The sequence below is a fragment of the Marinobacter shunpengi genome, from assembly GCF_045449715.1.
GTDB lineage: Bacteria > Pseudomonadota > Gammaproteobacteria > Pseudomonadales > Oleiphilaceae > Marinobacter.
This window is the reverse complement of sequence record NZ_JBJJLA010000012.1, coordinates 94,749-111,138: the sequence shown is the minus strand read 5'-3', so window position 1 is coordinate 111,138 and position 16,390 is coordinate 94,749. Positions and strand designations below refer to the sequence as shown.

The window sequence follows — 16,390 nt, the reverse complement described above, 5'->3', positions numbered from 1 at the left end:
GCCCGCTCTGTGACCCAAAACTCACGAACGACGAGACTTGGGGCGATAATGTCATTGTATCGCTGGTCAAATGGTATTCAGTCTCGTCCTCTGGTATCATCGGCGCAGTTTTTTGCATGATGATATCGTTCCTTTGTGAAGGAAATATGTACCGATGATCAGACAACGGACGCTTAAAAATACCATTCGTGCTACCGGCGTTGGCCTTCATTCCGGGGAAAAGGTGTACCTGACCCTGCGGCCGGCCCCGGTGGAAACGGGGATTGTTTTTCGCCGTACTGACCTTGACCCGGCGGTCGAGATCCGTGCCTGTGCGGAAAACGTGGGCGAAACCATGCTGTCGACAACATTGGTCAAGGATGGCGTCCGGGTTGCAACCGTAGAGCATCTGCTTTCGGCGATGGCGGGCCTGGGTATCGACAACTGTTTCGTGGAACTCAGTGCCGCCGAAGTGCCGATTATGGATGGCAGTGCCGGTCCTTTCGTGTTCCTGCTGCAGTCAGCGGGTATTGCGGAGCAGGAAGCGGCCAAGCGCTTCATCCGGATCAAGCGTGAAGTGACGCTGGAAGAAGGTGACAAGAAGGCGACCTTCCTGCCTTTCGAGGGCTTCAAGGTCAGCTTCGGCATCGACTTCGACCACCCGGTATTCAAGGGCCGCGCCCAGACCGCCACGGTGGATTTCTCCAGCACCTCGTTTGTGAAGGAAGTCAGCCGTGCCCGTACCTTTGGTTTCATGCGTGATATCGAGAAGTTGCGCGCCATGAACCTGGCCTTGGGCGGCAGCGTTGACAACGCCATCGTGGTGGATGACTACAAGATCCTCAACGAGGACGGTCTTCGGTACGATGATGAATTTGTAAAGCACAAGGTTCTGGACGCGATCGGCGACCTCTACCTGCTGGGCAACAGCCTGATTGGCGAGTTCCGCGGGGTTAAGTCCGGTCACGACCTGAACAACAAGCTGCTGCGCAAGTTGCGGGCGGAAGAGGATGCCTGGGAAGTGGTTACCTTCGATGACGAGGCGACCGCACCCATCTCCTACATGAAGCCTGTGCTGGCTGCATCGGCCTGAGGCGGGACGCCTCAGCCGGAACGGTCGCTTGCGTGACTGGCGAGTTTTTCGAGAACCTCGCGTAAAGCTTTATCCTTCGTGTGCCCGGCCTCCTCTTCGAGGAGCCGGGCATTTTCTTTGCTGAGGGTCATCGGTGAGGGCGGCTTCTTCAGTGAATAGCGTCCGGGGCGCACCTTCACCTTCAGTTTCCAGACGAATTCAAACGCTTCTTCCCGACGCAGGTCGGCCATGATTTCCTGTTGCCGGAACCGTAACTGGCTGGCCCGGGTCGCACTGTCGGTCTGCAGGACCAGTTCCCCGTCCCGGTAGCTGACGAAGCGAACGCCGTTGGCGAGCTCCTCCGGTACGGACTGCAGGACCCGCTGCTCCGCCTTCTGGTGCATCGTCGCCCTGGCCACCAGTTCCCTCAGGTGGTGGGACTGCTCCTGATTGTCAGGGGTAAGGGAAAGTGATGGTCTGGTCTTCATGACGGTTTCCGAATTCGACGTGATAGCTGTGGTTTGTATACACTAGTGTCCCTTGTGGCGCAGTTCCGTGACAGTCGGTGCCAAAGTATATCCCGCGCTATGGGAGCTTTGCCTTCTGTGCAAGTATTAGCCAGTCTTCGGGTGGCAGTGATCCGCGTATCACTGACTTCAACCGGTCTCTATGGCCCGTGGCGGGCCTGGAGGCCGTTAACAAAGCGTAACAGCCTGACAGCCAAAAGGAAGACATCCTTCTCCTTTTAATGGTCACGTCCGGTTTATGATCAGGCCAGATTTCAGAGTGACGACCAACCGGGGAGGTAAACGCTTCCGGGGTCGCCAGGGAAAGGAATCGGTCGTCGGGACAGGGATTGTTCATAACACGTTATTGGTTAGAGACAATGAACATCATCCTTGTAGGTCAGAACCACGGTCGTTCGAAAGTCTTCACGCTGCATCCTGGCGGTATCCTGGTGGCTGCGGCTTTCGCACTGGCTGTCGTGGCCCTGTGTGCCTGGGCCGGTTACCAGGCGGCTATGGCACGGGTTGCCGACCGCCCGGTGGTGCCCTCCTATATCCTGGCCCAGTGGCATGAAACTCTCCAGGATCAGGAAAAGCAACTGGCGGAACTGGAGCGGGATGCCCGCGAGCAGGTGGATGCCATGACCCTGCGGCTGGGTGAAATGCAGGGCCGCCTCCTGCGGCTGGATGCCCTGGGGCAGCGCTTTGTGGACAATGGCGCCGTCGCCGCTGACGAGTTCAACTTCGATGAAGCGCCTGCGGTGGGCGGTCCGGAGGAGGAAGCCGGCACGGCCCGTTCCTTCACCACGCCCCAGTTGACGCAACTGATCAACCAGCTTGACCGGCGAATCCGCGATCGGGAGCAGCAACTGCGTCTGCTGGATACGCTGATTTCCAATCGTCGCATGGAAGACGAGCGCTTTGTGGAAGGCCGGCCCATCACCTGGGGTTGGCTGTCGTCGCCATTTGGTTATCGGACCGATCCCTTCAGTGGCAAGCGTACCTGGCACAACGGTGTGGACCTCGCCGGCAAGGACGGCAGTGACATTATCTCGGTGGCCGCCGGTGTGGTCACCTTTGCCGGTGAGCGCCATGGCTACGGCAACCTGGTGGAGGTTGACCATGGTGGCGGCCTGGTTACCCGCTATGCCCATGCCAAGACCGTGGAAGTGGAGGTTGGCCAGGTGGTCCAGAAGGGCCAGGCCATTGCCACCATGGGATCCACCGGCCGCTCCACCGGCCCCCATGTGCATTTCGAAGTCTTGCAGAATGGCAAGGCCCGCAACCCGGTGACCTATATCCAGCGGGCGTCCCGTTAGGAGTCAGTGCGGCAGAAATCGCGCCCTGATGTGTCCGTGACCGGTCGATAAGTCGTCGGTCCGCCCGCTCCATGTGATCCAGCCCCGGTTTCCGGGGTATTTCCCGCCATGCCTGAAGTCGGCCGCCTTTTGTCCTCTTGCAAAATAAGGTTAGAATGCCGGCTTCCTCCGTTTAATCAAAGAAGCAGTGGTCTATGTTCACGAAGCTTGCAACGAAGATGTTCGGCAGTAAAAACGCCCGCGAGGTCAAAAGGATGCGTAAGGTGGTATCGCGCATCAACGCACTCGAGGAATCCCTCGAAGGGCTGTCAGACGATCAGTTGCAGGCCAGGACCACGGAATTCCGGGACCGTCTGGAGAAAGGCGAGACCCTGGACCAGTTGCTTCCGGATGCCTTCGCCACCGTGCGCGAGGCCAGCCGCCGGGTCATGGGCATGCGTCACTTCGATGTGCAGCTTATTGGCGCCATGACCCTCCATGAAGGCCACATTGCCGAGATGAAGACCGGGGAGGGCAAGACCCTGGTGGCCACCGCGTCGGTGTACCTGAACGCCCTGGCCGGTCGTGGTGTCCACGTGGTGACGGTGAACGACTACCTCGCCCGCCGGGACGCCGAATGGATGGGCAAGCTCTATCGTTTCCTGGGCATGACCGTGGGCGTGGTGGTGTCCGGGCAGCCGCCGGAAGAGAAGCGTGAAGCCTACCAGGCGGATATTACCTACGGCACCAATAATGAGTTCGGTTTCGACTACCTGCGCGACAACATGGCGTTCAGCACCCAGGACAAGGTCCAGCGCCCCCTGAACTACGCCATCGTGGACGAAGTGGACTCCATCCTCATCGACGAGGCCCGCACCCCGCTGATCATCTCCGGTGCCGCCGAAGACAGCTCCAAACTGTACCGGGAAATCAACACCCTGATCCCGTCCCTGGAGAAGGGTGAGGTACCCGAGGATGAGGGTGAGCCCACCGGCGACTTCACCATCGACGAGAAGTCCAGGCAGGTGGAGCTCACCGAATCCGGCCATGAGAAAGTGGAACAACTGCTCCTGGACCGGGGACTGCTGAAGGAGGGGGACAACCTCTACTCCGCCGCCAACCTGGCCCTGCTGCACCACGTCCATTCCGCCCTGCGTGCCCATCACCTGTTCCACCGTGAGGTGGACTACCTGGTACAGAATGGCCAGGTGGTGATCGTGGATGAGCACACCGGTCGCACCATGCCGGGCCGTCGCTGGAGCGAAGGCCTGCACCAGGCCATCGAGGCGAAGGAAGGGGTCGACATCAAGGCCGAGAGCCAGACCCTGGCCTCCACCACCTTCCAGAACTATTTCCGCATGTACGACAAGCTGGCGGGGATGACCGGTACTGCCGATACCGAAGCCTTCGAATTCCGCCAGATCTACGGCCTGGATGTGGTGGTGATTCCGCCCAACAAGCCGATCCAGCGTACCGACTACAACGACCTGATCTACCTCACCCAGGAAGAGAAGTTCCACGCCATCATTGACGAAATCAAGGATGTGACCGCGGAGAACCGCCCGGTGCTGGTGGGTACCGCCTCGGTGGAGGCATCGGAGGTGCTGTCGGCACTGCTCAAGAAGGCCCGTATCGAGCACAAGATTCTCAACGCCAAGCACCACGAGAGCGAGGCCCAGGTAATTGCCCAGGCCGGTCGCCCGGGGGCCGTCACCATCGCCACCAACATGGCTGGTCGGGGTACCGACATCATGCTGGGTGGTAACTGGGAAACCGAGGTGGCTTCCCTGGAAGAGCCCACCCAAGAGCAGATCGACACCATCAAGGCGGAGTGGGAAGAGCGTCACCAGCAGGTACTGGCGGCCGGTGGCCTACACATCATTGGTACCGAACGCCACGAATCCCGCCGGATCGACAACCAGCTCCGGGGCCGCGCCGGCCGTCAGGGGGACCCGGGTTCCTCCCGTTTCTTCCTGTCCCTGGAAGACAACCTGATGCGCATCTTCGCCCCGGACCGGGTCAAGAAGCTAATGCAGGCCATGGGCATGAAGAAGGGCGAGGCCATTGAGCACCGCATGGTCACCAACGCCATCGAGAAATCCCAGCGCAAGGTGGAAGGCCGCAACTTCGACATGCGGAAGACCCTGCTGGAATACGACGATGTGGCCAACGACCAGCGGACCGTGATCTACGAGCAGCGGAACGAGGTGATGGCCTCCGAGGATGTGTCGGAAATGATCGATGGCATCCGCGCCGACGTGGTGGAAGAGACCATCAGCGAGTTTATTCCACCCCAGAGCATGCCGGAGCAGTGGGATGTGCCTGGCCTGGAAACCCACCTGGCATCAGAGATGTCCATCGAGCTGCCCATCCAGCAGTGGTTGGACGAGGACAAGAAACTTTACGAGGAAAAACTGCGCGAACGCATCCTGGAAGAGATTGTCGCCGCCTACCGGACCAAGGAAGAGGTGGTGGGCGCCGATTCCATGCGCAAGTTCGAGAAGCAGGTTTTCCTTCAGGTGCTGGACACCCTGTGGAAGGAGCACCTGTCCAACATGGACCACCTGCGTCGTGGTATCCACCTGCGGGGCTATGCCCAGAAGAATCCCAAGCAGGAATACAAGCGCGAGGCCTTCAATCTGTTTGAGGCCATGCTGGACAGCATGAAGCGTGACATTACCCGGGTGCTCTGCCATGTGAAGGTCCAGACCCGCGAGGAAATGGAAGAGGTTGAGCGCCAGCGCCGCGAGCAGTTGGAGAAGGATCTGGCCGCCGCCCGCATGCGCCACGACCAGACCAGTGCGACCCAGGCTGAGCAGGGCAGCCAGGGGCAGGGTGAAGGTGACCGGGCCAGTGGAGCCACGCCGGAAACCTATGTCCGCCAGGACCGAAAGGTGGGCCGAAACGAGCCCTGTCCGTGCGGGTCCGGCAAGAAGTACAAGCAGTGCTGCGGCAAGATCGCCTGACGCCGCACTGAACCGAACCAGAATAACCCGCACCTCCGAACCACCGGGGCTGCGGGTTTTTTTATCTTCAGACACGATTTCAGAGGGCCGGTCCCGGACCGGTCGGCAAAGGAGGAAGTTATGGCGGTAGGTCCCGCAACGTTACCAGAACCCTTCCATCCCGTGGCGGGGGTCAGGCTCGGCATCGCCAGCGCCGGCATCAAGAAGCCGGGCCGAAAGGATGTGGTGGTCCTGGAACTGGCAAAGGGCAGCCGGGTAGCCGGCATCTTCACCACCAACCAGTTCTGTGCCGCGCCGGTCCATGTGACCCGGGAGCACCTGGCGGAGGGTGAGCCCCGCTACCTGCTGATCAATACCGGCAATGCCAATGCGGGTACTGGCGCCAGGGGCCTGAAGGATGCCAATAAATGCTGTGAGGCTCTGGCAGGGGAAGCGGGTGTGAAGGCGCATTCGGTACTGCCGTTCTCCACCGGGGTCATCGGCGAACCGCTGCCCGTGGACCGGATCGTGGCGGCCCTGCCGGACGCCCTGGCCAACCTGTCCGCCAACAACTGGGCCCAGGCCGCAGCGGGCATAATGACCACCGATACCCGCCCCAAGGGTGCCACCCGGCAATTGGACATCGATGGCCGCACGGTGACGATCTCGGGCATGAGCAAAGGAGCCGGCATGATCCGCCCGAACATGGCTACTATGCTGGGCTTTATCGCCACCGACGCTTCGATATCGCCGGCGGTCCTGCAGAGGCTGAGCAGTGAGTTGGGTGAGAAGTCCTTCAATCGCATCACCATTGATGGCGACACCTCCACCAACGATGCCTGTATGCTGATCGCCACCGGCCAGTCCGGTGCTGGCGTGGCCACGATCGAAAGCGAACACTATGAGTCCCTGAGGGACGCCTTGCAGTCGGTCTACCTGGAACTGGCCCATGCCATTGTCCGGGACGGGGAGGGTGCCACCAAGTTTGTCACCATCAATGTCACCGGCGCCGCTGGCCAGCGGGAAGCGCTGGATGTGGCCTATACTGTCGCCCACTCGCCCCTGGTGAAGACTGCGTTGTTTGCCTCCGACCCCAACTGGGGGCGGATCCTGGCCGCGGTCGGCCGTGCCGGTGTCGACGGGCTCGACCTGGATGCCGTGGAGATCTTCCTGGGGGAGGTCTGTCTGGTGCGGGAAGGTGGTCGTGCCGACGACTACACCGAGGAAAGGGGCCAGGCGGTGATGGACCAGGAGGAAATCACCATCCGCATCGATCTCAAGCGTGGACGCATTGAGGAAACCGTGTGGACCTGCGACTTCTCCCATGACTATGTCACCATCAATGCGGAGTATCGCACCTGATGGCCGAAGGCACCCGTAAGCTTGTCCACGTAGCGGTGGGGGTGATCTGGCGTGATGGCCGCATCCTTATCGCCCGGCGCCCCGACGGTGCCCATCAGGGAGGCCTGCTGGAGTTTCCCGGTGGCAAGGTGGAACCTGGCGAGGGTGTTCAGCAGGCCCTGGCCCGTGAACTGCTGGAGGAAACCGCCGTCAGCGTCTCCCCGGAAAGGCTGGAACCCCTGATTCGTATACGCCATGACTACGGCGACAAGGAAGTGCTGCTGGACGTCTGGCAGACCCATGATTCCACGGGATCACCCCACGGTGTGGAGGGCCAGCCGGTATTCTGGCTGGCGCCGGAGGAACTGACGGCCAGTGACTTTCCCGCTGCCAACCGGCCCATCATCAGCGCCATCCGGCTGCCACGACAACTGGCCATCACCGGTGACGTGAGCACGGTCGGGGATGCAGTCGAGGGCTGTGTCCGGGGAGCTGGAAACAAGACACCTCCATTGGTGCTCCTGCGCCTGCCATCCCTGACATCGGAGGCGTACACTGGAGCGGTGGGGCAAGGCCTGCAGCGCCTGCCTGATACCTCCGTGATGGTGCATGACTGCCCGGAACTGGTGGCGGATCTGCCGGTGGCCGGGGTGCACCTGAGCTGGCGTCGGGCGGCCCTGCTGACGGAGCGACCGGTGCCGGATGACCGCTGGTTCGGGGTGTCCTGCCACAACGCCGAGGAACTGGCCCATGCGGCGGCCATCGGGGCGGACTACGCCACCCTGGGGCCTGTGCTTGCCACCCCCTCCCATCCGGAGGCCGAAGGCATGGGGTGGGATCGGTTCGCCGAACTGACGGACAACGCGGTACTGCCGGTCTATGCCCTGGGGGGCGTCGGCCCGGATTATCTCGACAAGGCCATACAGGCCGGCGCCCAGGGCATTGCCGGTATCTCCTGGTGGTGGATCGCACCCGACAACAGACCGGAGGCAATATGAGCAAACTGACCCACCTGGATGACCAGGGCGCGGCCCGCATGGTGGATGTGGGCAGCAAGGAGGTGACCGAGCGTGAAGCGGTTGCCGAGGGGCGGATCCTGATGGACCCGACAACCCTGGCGATGATCGTGGACGGTGAGCACCCCAAGGGCGATGTACTGGCCGTGGCCCGGGTAGCCGGCATCATGGCGGCCAAGAAGACCCATGACCTGATCCCCCTGTGCCACGCCCTGAACCTGTCCTCGGTCAAGCTGGCGTTCACGCCACAGCAGGAGCCGTCATCGGTGCATATTGAAGCCCGCTGCAAGCTGGCTGGCCAGACCGGCGTCGAGATGGAGGCGCTGACCGCCGTCAGCGTTGCGGCGCTGACCCTCTACGATATGTGCAAGGCGGTGGATCGGGGTATGGAGATTACGGCCGTACGCCTGCTGGAGAAAAAGGGTGGTCGCAGCGGGCATTGGCAGGCGGAGTAGTGCTCGCATTTTGGTGGAGGGTCAGGTACCGGGTAGGGCTTTCCGGAACACGCCGTAGATACGTCCCTGTAGGCTCTTCAAAAACGTCCCTGTTTTTGAAGGTTCCGGAAAGCCCTACCCGGTACCTGCCCTTCATGCATGTGTGTAGGCCATCCGAATTTTCCTGCTAGGCGTATCTAGAAGGGTTTTCACACTTTCCATAAGCTTTGTGGGGGTATACGGGATATCTGGAACTACGCCGACTGGCCGCCATCTGCTAGAATGCCCCGCTCATTGCATTTAGGACTCACGAGGAAACACTGTGGCTGTTCGCTACATCCAGACCTGTCGCCTGCCCACGCCTTTTGGCGTTTTTCAAATGCACGGTTTCGAGGAACCGGACACGGGCAAGGAGCATGTTGCCCTGACACTGGGAGACCTGGACAGTGACCAGCCCATGCTGGCCCGTACTCACTCTGAGTGCCTGACCGGTGATGCCCTGTACAGTATGCGGTGTGACTGTGGCTACCAGCTTGAGGAAGCCTTGAGAAGCATCGCAAAGGAGGGGCGGGGGATTCTCATGTATCTGCGCCAGGAAGGCCGTGGCATCGGGCTGCTCAACAAGATCCGCGCCTACAAGCTACAGGACGAGGGTGCCGACACGGTGGAAGCCAATGAGCGCCTGGGCTTTGCTGCTGACCTGCGGGACTACAGCATGTGCAAGGACATGCTCGATCATCTGGGCATCCGCAGCCTCCGTCTGATGACCAACAACCCCCGCAAGGTGGATTCCCTGCGTGGCCTGGGTATCGATGTTGTCGAGCGGGTTCCCCTCCACGTTGGCCGTAACCCCCACAACGAACATTACCTGGACACCAAGCAGAGCAAGCTGGGGCACTGGCTGGAGACGCATCAGGACGACGATCCGGAGTAGTTTTTTTACACGCAGGAAGGCCAGGTCCGAAAGCGGCTGACTCCACAGGTCGTCTGACGGTGTCAGGGTGAGGGGAGCTTTCGGAGCGGCGACAAGGAGGTCGCGCTGCAAGGTCGGTCCAGGGACGGACCGTGAATTGCAGCGGAGAAAGCTCCCCTTACCCTGGCGCCAGCCCGCCATATCGGGATTCCATAAAGCTAGCGTCCACTTCCCCCGTCCGGGCTTACGGGGCAGCCTTCAGATCTGGTTTGCCGGCAGCCAGCCGCTTGCGAATAGACGCCTCGATGCCAGCGGCATCCAGCCCGACCTCAGTGAGCAGCTCCCCGTGCTTGCCATGGTCCACATAGCGGTCCGGCAGCCCCAGTTGTAGCACCGCCTTCGCGATCCCCTCCCGGTTCAGGAACTCCGTCACCGCACTGCCGGCCCCCCCGGCAACGGTATTCTCCTCCAGGGTCACCACCACATCGTGGGACGCCACCAGCTCCGCCACCAGGCGTTCGTCCAGTGGCTTCACAAAACGCATGTCCGCCACCGTCGCATTGAACTTGTCGGCCGCCTCCAGGGCCGCGGACAGTCGTGTCCCGAAATTCAGGATGACCACCGATTCGCCTTCCCGGACCACACGGCCCTCGCCAATCGGCAGGGTCTTCAGTTCCTGCTCGATCATCGCACCCGGACCGGTCCCCCGGGGGTACCGCACGGCGGCCGGGCCGTGGTACATCAGCCCGGTGTGCAGCAACTGCCGGGTCTCATTCTCATCCGACGGCGTCATTACCACCATGTTCGGCACGCAGCGCAGGTAGCTCAGGTCGAACGCGCCGGCATGGGTCGGGCCATCCTCGCCCACCAGGCCAGCCCGGTCGATGGCAAACAGCACATCCAGATTCTGGATGGCCACGTCATGGATCAACTGGTCATAGGCCCGTTGCAGGAAAGTGGAATAGATCGCCACCACCGGCTTGGCGCCATCACAGGCCAGGCCTGCTGCCAGGGTGACCGAATGCTGCTCGGCAATGGCCACGTCGTGGTAACGGTCCGGAAAACGCTTCGAAAAGGCCAGCAGGTCGGAGCCTTCGCACATGGCCGGCGTGATGCCGACGATGCGCTCGTCCTGCTCCGCCGCATCGCACAGCCACTGGCCGAATACGTTGGCATATTTCGGCAGTTTCGGCTTGGGCTTCACCGGCTCCGGCTTGCTCGGTGGCAGCGGTTCGATCTTGTTGATGGCGTGATAGCCAATGGGGTCGTCCTCCGCTGGTGCAAATCCCTTGCCCTTGCGGGTCACCACATGGAGGAACTGGGGGCCATCCAGCTCACGGATGTTCTGCAGGGTATCCACCAGCAGCGGCAGGTCGTGGCCGTCGATGGGGCCGATGTAATTGAAGCCCAGCTCCTCGAACAGGGTGCCGGGGGCAATCATGCCCTTGAAGTGCTCCTCGGTCTTGCGGGCCAGGGCCATCAGCGGCGGTGCCGCCTGCAGCACCTTCTTGCCGCTGTCCCGCACCTGGTTGTAGGTACGGCTGGACAGCAGGCGGGCGAAGTAGTTGGACAGGCCGCCCACATTCTTGGAAATGGACATGTCGTTGTCGTTCAGGATCACGAGCATGTCTGCATCCAGGTGACCGGCGTGGTTCAGGGCCTCGAAGGCCATGCCCGCGGTCATGGCACCATCGCCGATCACCGCGATGCTGCGGCGGCCGGTCTGCTGCTGCCGGGCAGCCAGGGCCATGCCCAGGGCGGCGCTGATGGAGGTGCTGGAGTGGCCCACGCCAAAGGTGTCGTACTGGCTTTCCGACCGCTTGGGGAAGCCGGCCAGGCCGTCCTTCTGGCGGATGCTGCCCATCCGTTCCTTGCGACCGGTGAGGATCTTGTGGGGGTAGGCCTGGTGGCCCACATCCCATACCAGGCGGTCTTCCGGGGTATTGAAGACATAGTGCAGGGCTACGGTCAGCTCCAGCACACCCAGGCCGGCACCGAAATGTCCGCCAGACTGCCCAACGGTCCAGAGCAGGAACGCACGCAGTTCCCGGGCCAGTGCCGGCAGTTCTTCCTCCGACAACAGGCGTAGCTGGTCTGGCGTGTCAATCCCGTCCAGCAGCGGTGTATGGGGGCGCTGGGTGGGGATTTCCTTGAAAATATCTGATTCCTGCATCCGTCCGGGTCTTGTCTCGGTGATTGAGGGGAACGTTACGGCCATGGTCCGACTGACGTCCCACAGGCTAAAGCGTCCATTATAGGCGATGGAGGGGGCGGTTTCAGTAGCGTCGCGACACCACGAATTCCGCCATGCCCCTGAGGGCGTCCGCTTCCGGACCAAAGTCCGCCAGGGTTTCCCTGCATTGTTGCAACAGTGTGGCAAGATAGTCCCGGGCACCGTCAACCCCCATCAGCGCCGGGTAGGTAGGTTTACTACGGGCCTGGTCAGAGCCCTGGGGCTTGCCGATCACGCTGGTGTCCCCCTCGATGTCCAGCAGGTCATCCTGTACCTGGAAGGCCAGGCCGATGGCCCGGGCGTATTGGGCAAGAGGCTCCTGGTGAGGGTTCCCGGCGCTGGCGCCCGCTACGGACAGTACGCCAAGTTGCACGCTCGCCTCGATCAGGGCACCGGTCTTGCGTCGATGCATCTGCTCCAGGTCGTCCAGGGACAGCTGCTGCCCTACCGCCCCCAGGTCGATGGCCTGGCCGCCCACCATGCCGGTGCTACCGCTGGCCAAGGCGAGCCGCTGCACCATCTCCAGGCGAGCCTCTGCAGTCAGTGACGGGTCGGTGGACAGCCATTCGAAGGCGAGGGCCTGCAAGGCATCGCCGGCCAGGATGGCGGTGGCTTCGTCGTACTGGATATGGGTGGTGGGGCGCCCCCGGCGCAGCTCGTCATCGTCCATGGCCGGGAGATCGTCGTGAATCAGCGAGTAGGCGTGGATCAACTCGACGGCACAGGCGGCCATCAGCGCCTGTTGCGGTTGCCCGCCCACGGCGGTGGCGGCGGCCATGGCCAGGGCCGGACGGATGCGCTTGCCGCCACCCAGCACGCTGTAACGCATGGCACCATGAAGGCGACGGGGCTCCGTGGTGTCATCGGGCAGGCGACGGGTCAGAGCGTCGTCGGTAAGGGAGGCGCAAGTGGCAAGGAAGTCACCGGTGGAGGCGTGGTGCATTGTCAGCCCTGCTCCCCATCGTCTTCCGGCGGATTGAACGGCTGGGCCTCCAGGCTGCCGTCTTCCCGCTCCACCAGTTGCTGTACCCGTTGCTCCGCCTGTCGCAACGCCTGCTGACATTCCCGGGTCAGCCTGACACCTCGTTCAAAGGCACCCAGCGACTGCTCCAGGGACAGCTCCCCCTGCTCCAGGTCCCTGACCAGCCCTTCCAGCTCGGCGAGGGACTTCTCGAAATCGGCAATGGATGTGGTTTCCGGGGTATCAGCCATGGGGCTCTCCGTCAGCTTCACGAGGCGCGTTGGGTTGCGGCAAGTATACCAGAGCGATCATCGGGGCCGAACCTTCGCCGATGAATGTCAGCCGTTACCTGGCACTTGCCAGCAGAAATTCTGCAGGTTGTCTGGAGCGCCACCCCGCGACCAGGTCTGCTCCGTCACCCGGACCTCGCCATCACGGCCAACCGTGATTATGGTGCTGGCCCGGGTTCCGTAGAGGTCGGAACGGATAAACGGCGACGACAGGAACCGTTCCTGTTCCAGCCCGATACCGGTATCGGGCAGCAGGTGATCCGGGGCCGGTGTCGTGTCCTTCAGCTGCGTCATCAGTGTGCGGTGCAGGGCATCCGGAGCGTCCGGGTTGCACTGGGCAAGGGTTTCCCGAAGCTGTTCCCGGAGTCGTACCAGTTTCGGCCAGGGGCTCTGCAGCAGGTGGTTGCTGACACCATAGCTGCCCCGGTGCAGGTTACGGCCCGGGTGGGCGTCCCGGTTGCTGTAGTACCAACCGTAACTAGAGTACCAACCGTGACGAGAGTGCCAGCCCTGTTCCGGGGTGACCTGGATCAGGTTGAAACCGGCGTACAGGTTGCCGTTGTCGGCCAGGTATTGCTGCACCTCCTGCCTGGGTTGCTGCTGGACCATCAGGGGCAGCTTGCCCCGCGTCAGCCGCCCGGGTTCGGCACTGCCTTCCCGCACGTTGGTTACGGCGCTGACCACGCCAGCCCGCGATATCGCCAGCCAGGTGCCGCCGGAGCGGTCATCACGGCCTGCCAGCAGGTCGCTGTCCGGCCACCAGTGCATGGGCGTGGTGGGGCGGTCATGGAACTCGTCACGATTGGCGGCCAGTACCAGGGGGAAGTCGCGGTGCTGGTCAATGGCAAAGAGGATAAGGCACATAGGTTTCCGTCTGATTGCTGGAGGGGGGAAATGCTGACCCCTGATGCTTTGTGTATGATACACGCTTTGATTTTCGATGGACGGTGGTGTGCATGTCCCTGGTTCTGGTATTCGGGCTCTATCTGGCCCTTGGCGCCCTGGCCGGCATCCTGGCGGGGCTGTTCGGTATTGGTGGCGGCCTGGTGATCGTACCGGTGCTGATCTTCAGTTTCGGGCTGCAGGGCATCAGTGCCGACATCGCTGCCCACCTGGCTGTGGGTACGTCCCTGGCGACCATTGTGTTCACCTCCGTCAGTTCCATCCGCTCCCACCACCAGAAAGGCGCGGTGCGCTGGGAGCTGTTTCGTCCCATGGTGGTGGGTATCGTGGTGGGTGCGGCACTCGGTGCCTGGACGGCGTCACTGTTAAGTGGAGAAGCACTGGAACTCATCATCGGTGTGTTTGTCATCCTGGTGGGGCTGAAGATGCTGCTCGACCTCAACCCGACAACCGCCAGGCCTGAGCCCGGCAAGCCGTTGCTGTCAGTGGCCGGCACGGTCATCGGCTGGGGATCGGCCATTTTCGGCATTGGTGGTGGCACGCTGACGGTGCCCTTCCTGAGCTGGCGTAGCGTGCGGATACAACAGGCAGTGGCCACCTCGGCGGCCTGCGGCCTGCCCATCGCTATCGCCGGTGCCGCCACCAACCTCTGGACCGGCTGGGGCAACCCGTTGTTGCCGGACTATGCCGTCGGTTTTGTCTACCTGCCGGCGATGGTGGGTATCGTGGCGACCAGTGTGATCTTTGCTCGCTTCGGCGCCATCCTGGCCCACAGGCTGGATGCCAAACTGCTGAAACGTCTGTTTGCCGTTCTGTTGCTGATTGTTGGCACCCGTTTCCTTTTCTGAGGTTTGTGCATGCTCAAACACCCGCAGTTCGATCCCGTGGCCATTTCGGTTGGTCCCCTGAAGATCCACTGGTATGGCCTGACCTACCTGGTGGGATTCGCCGTGGGCTGGTGGCTGGGCAAGGTTCGCGCCCGCAAGGAGTGGACCCCGCTTAACGAGCAGCAGGTGGGTGACCTGCTGTTCTATATCGCCCTGGGCGTGATCCTCGGGGGCCGCTTCGGCTATGTGGTGTTCTACAATTTCGACCAGTTTGTCGCAGACCCGCTGTGGTTGTTGCGGGTCTGGGAAGGGGGGATGGCCTTCCATGGCGGCCTGATTGGCGTCATGCTCGCCATGTGGTGGTACGGGCGCAAACTGGGCTGCGGTTTCTTCCGCATCGCGGATTTCGTGGCGCCACTGGTGCCCGTGGGTCTGGGGGCAGGGCGCATCGGTAACTTCATCAACGGTGAACTCTGGGGGCGCTCGACGGATGTGCCGTGGGGTATGGTGTTTCCCCAGGCGCCGGATGCGCTGGCACGGCACCCGTCACAGCTTTACCAGTTTGCCCTGGAGGGCGTGGCGCTTTTTGTTATTCTCTGGCTATTCTCATCGAAACTGCGCCCGACCATGGCGGTTTCCGGGTTGTTCCTGATCCTGTACGGCTGTTTCAGGGTTATCGTTGAATTCTTCCGTCAGCCGGATTCCCAGTTGGGTTACCTGGCCTTCGACTGGCTGACCATGGGGCAGTTGCTTTCGCTGCCGATGGTCATCGCCGGTGCCCTGCTGATGGTGTTTGCATACAGAGGCGTGAAGTCATGAAAGCCTACCTTGATCTAATGAACGATGTGGTCGCCAACGGCACCGACAAGGGGGACCGCACGGGGGTGGGGACCCGATCGGTGTTCGGGCGCCAGTTGCGGTTTGACCTGGAGCAGGGCTTCCCGCTGCTGACCACCAAGAAGGTGCACCTGCGCAGCATTATCTATGAGCTGTTGTGGTTCCTTCAGGGTTCCACGGACAATAACTGGCTCAAGGAACGCAAGGTCAGTATCTGGGATGAGTGGGCGCTGGACAATGGTGACCTGGGACCGATCTATGGCAAGCAGTGGCGCAGCTGGCAGTGCCCCGATGGCCGGGTGGTGGACCAGATCAGCGAGGTGATTGAGCAGATCCGCACCAAGCCAAACTCCCGCCGCCATATCGTCACAGCCTGGAACCCGGCCGAGTTGCCGGACGAGTCCATGAGTCCCCAGGATAACGCCCGGGAGGGCCGTATGGCCCTGGCACCCTGCCACTGTCTGTTCCAGTTCTATGTGGCGGACGGCCGGCTGTCCTGCCAGCTCTACCAGCGCAGTGCGGACCTGTTCCTGGGGGTGCCGTTCAATATTGCATCCTACAGTCTGCTGACCCATATGATCGCGCAGCAGTGTGATCTGGAGGTAGGCGAGTTTGTGCACACCTTTGGTGACTGTCACCTGTACCAGAACCACCTGACCGACGACATTGTGTTTGAGCAGTTGAAACGCAAGCCTGGGTGGTTGCCTACACTTCGGATTCTGCGTAAGCCGGATTCGATCTTTGATTACGAGTATGGAGACTTTGAGGTTGAGGGGTATGAGCCTCAGGGTGTGATTAAGGCGCCTATTGCTATCTGATTTGTGTTGGTGGTCTG

General features: G+C 61.8%; 15 protein-coding genes. 10 read left to right on the top strand and 5 right to left on the bottom strand.

Annotated features, from left to right (window positions below; all coding sequences use genetic code 11):
- Positions 1 to 154 precede the first annotated feature (154 nt).
- Entirely contained in the window at positions 155 to 1,072 is a 918-nt protein-coding gene (gene lpxC / locus ACJO3T_RS07065) for a UDP-3-O-acyl-N-acetylglucosamine deacetylase (RefSeq protein WP_406961315.1), read from the top strand.
- An 11-nt stretch (positions 1,073 to 1,083) separates the two neighbouring features.
- Here lpxC and ACJO3T_RS07060 read toward each other — a convergent pair whose 3' ends face one another.
- Positions 1,084 to 1,539 (bottom strand): DUF721 domain-containing protein, encoded by a 456-nt coding sequence (locus tag ACJO3T_RS07060; RefSeq protein WP_406961316.1) that lies wholly within the window; start codon positions 1,537 to 1,539, stop codon positions 1,084 to 1,086.
- Between the two features lie 398 nt (positions 1,540 to 1,937).
- On the opposite strand from ACJO3T_RS07060, the gene ACJO3T_RS07055 reads away from it, so the two are divergent.
- The 6 genes from ACJO3T_RS07055 (at position 1,938) to ribA (ending at position 9,525) form a co-directional block, all read left to right on the top strand.
- The gene (locus ACJO3T_RS07055) at positions 1,938 to 2,876 is read left to right on the top strand and encodes a M23 family metallopeptidase (RefSeq protein WP_406961318.1); all 939 of its coding nucleotides are present in this window, start codon (positions 1,938 to 1,940) and stop codon (positions 2,874 to 2,876) included.
- Between the two features lie 194 nt (positions 2,877 to 3,070).
- The gene (secA, locus tag ACJO3T_RS07050) at positions 3,071 to 5,821 is read left to right on the top strand and encodes a preprotein translocase subunit SecA (protein ID WP_406961320.1); all 2,751 of its coding nucleotides are present in this window, start codon (positions 3,071 to 3,073) and stop codon (positions 5,819 to 5,821) included.
- A gap of 120 nt (positions 5,822 to 5,941) precedes the next feature.
- A complete protein-coding gene (gene argJ, locus ACJO3T_RS07045; RefSeq protein WP_406978148.1) occupies positions 5,942 to 7,162 on the top strand; it encodes a bifunctional glutamate N-acetyltransferase/amino-acid acetyltransferase ArgJ in 1,221 nt (406 codons plus the stop codon).
- Positions 7,162 to 8,139, top strand: coding sequence for a Nudix family hydrolase (locus ACJO3T_RS07040; RefSeq protein WP_406978147.1), 978 nt, complete (start codon positions 7,162 to 7,164; stop codon positions 8,137 to 8,139). Before argJ ends, ACJO3T_RS07040 begins: the two co-directional genes overlap by 1 nt.
- Complete coding sequence (gene moaC / locus ACJO3T_RS07035; RefSeq protein ID WP_406961326.1) at positions 8,136 to 8,612, top strand: cyclic pyranopterin monophosphate synthase MoaC; 477 nt, start codon at positions 8,136 to 8,138, stop codon at positions 8,610 to 8,612. The genes ACJO3T_RS07040 and moaC overlap by 4 nt, the downstream gene beginning before the upstream one ends.
- A 301-nt stretch (positions 8,613 to 8,913) precedes the next feature.
- Positions 8,914 to 9,525, top strand: a complete 612-nt coding sequence (gene ribA, locus ACJO3T_RS07030; RefSeq protein WP_406961328.1) for a GTP cyclohydrolase II — start codon at positions 8,914 to 8,916, stop codon at positions 9,523 to 9,525.
- Positions 9,526 to 9,748: 223 nt separating this feature from the next.
- Here ribA and dxs read toward each other — a convergent pair whose 3' ends face one another.
- The 4 genes from dxs to ACJO3T_RS07010 all read right to left on the bottom strand — a co-directional run bounded on the left by dxs (position 9,749) and on the right by ACJO3T_RS07010 (position 13,852).
- Positions 9,749 to 11,677, bottom strand: a complete 1,929-nt coding sequence (gene dxs / locus ACJO3T_RS07025; RefSeq protein ID WP_406961330.1) for a 1-deoxy-D-xylulose-5-phosphate synthase — start codon at positions 11,675 to 11,677, stop codon at positions 9,749 to 9,751.
- 103 nt (positions 11,678 to 11,780) lie between these two features.
- The gene (locus tag ACJO3T_RS07020; RefSeq protein ID WP_406961332.1) at positions 11,781 to 12,680 is read right to left on the bottom strand and encodes a polyprenyl synthetase family protein; all 900 of its coding nucleotides are present in this window, start codon (positions 12,678 to 12,680) and stop codon (positions 11,781 to 11,783) included.
- A 2-nt stretch (positions 12,681 to 12,682) separates the two neighbouring features.
- Positions 12,683 to 12,949 (bottom strand): exodeoxyribonuclease VII small subunit, encoded by a 267-nt coding sequence (locus ACJO3T_RS07015; RefSeq protein WP_406961334.1) that lies wholly within the window; start codon positions 12,947 to 12,949, stop codon positions 12,683 to 12,685.
- Positions 12,950 to 13,036: 87 nt separating this feature from the next.
- Positions 13,037 to 13,852: an NRDE family protein gene (locus ACJO3T_RS07010; RefSeq protein WP_406961336.1), complete on the bottom strand. Its 816-nt coding sequence runs from the start codon at positions 13,850 to 13,852 to the stop codon at positions 13,037 to 13,039.
- 92 nt (positions 13,853 to 13,944) lie between these two features.
- On the opposite strand from ACJO3T_RS07010, the gene ACJO3T_RS07005 reads away from it, so the two are divergent.
- From ACJO3T_RS07005 to ACJO3T_RS06995, 3 genes are read left to right on the top strand one after another with little or no spacing between them, the layout of a single operon-like run.
- Positions 13,945 to 14,739: a sulfite exporter TauE/SafE family protein gene (locus ACJO3T_RS07005; protein WP_406961338.1), complete on the top strand. Its 795-nt coding sequence runs from the start codon at positions 13,945 to 13,947 to the stop codon at positions 14,737 to 14,739.
- A 9-nt stretch (positions 14,740 to 14,748) separates the two neighbouring features.
- Positions 14,749 to 15,537 carry a prolipoprotein diacylglyceryl transferase gene (gene lgt / locus ACJO3T_RS07000; RefSeq protein WP_406978146.1) on the top strand — a complete coding sequence of 263 codons (789 nt, stop codon included), beginning with the start codon at positions 14,749 to 14,751 and terminating at the stop codon, positions 15,535 to 15,537.
- The gene (locus ACJO3T_RS06995; RefSeq protein WP_406978145.1) at positions 15,534 to 16,373 is read left to right on the top strand and encodes a thymidylate synthase; all 840 of its coding nucleotides are present in this window, start codon (positions 15,534 to 15,536) and stop codon (positions 16,371 to 16,373) included. The genes lgt and ACJO3T_RS06995 overlap by 4 nt, the downstream gene beginning before the upstream one ends.
- Positions 16,374 to 16,390: the final 17 nt, after the last annotated feature.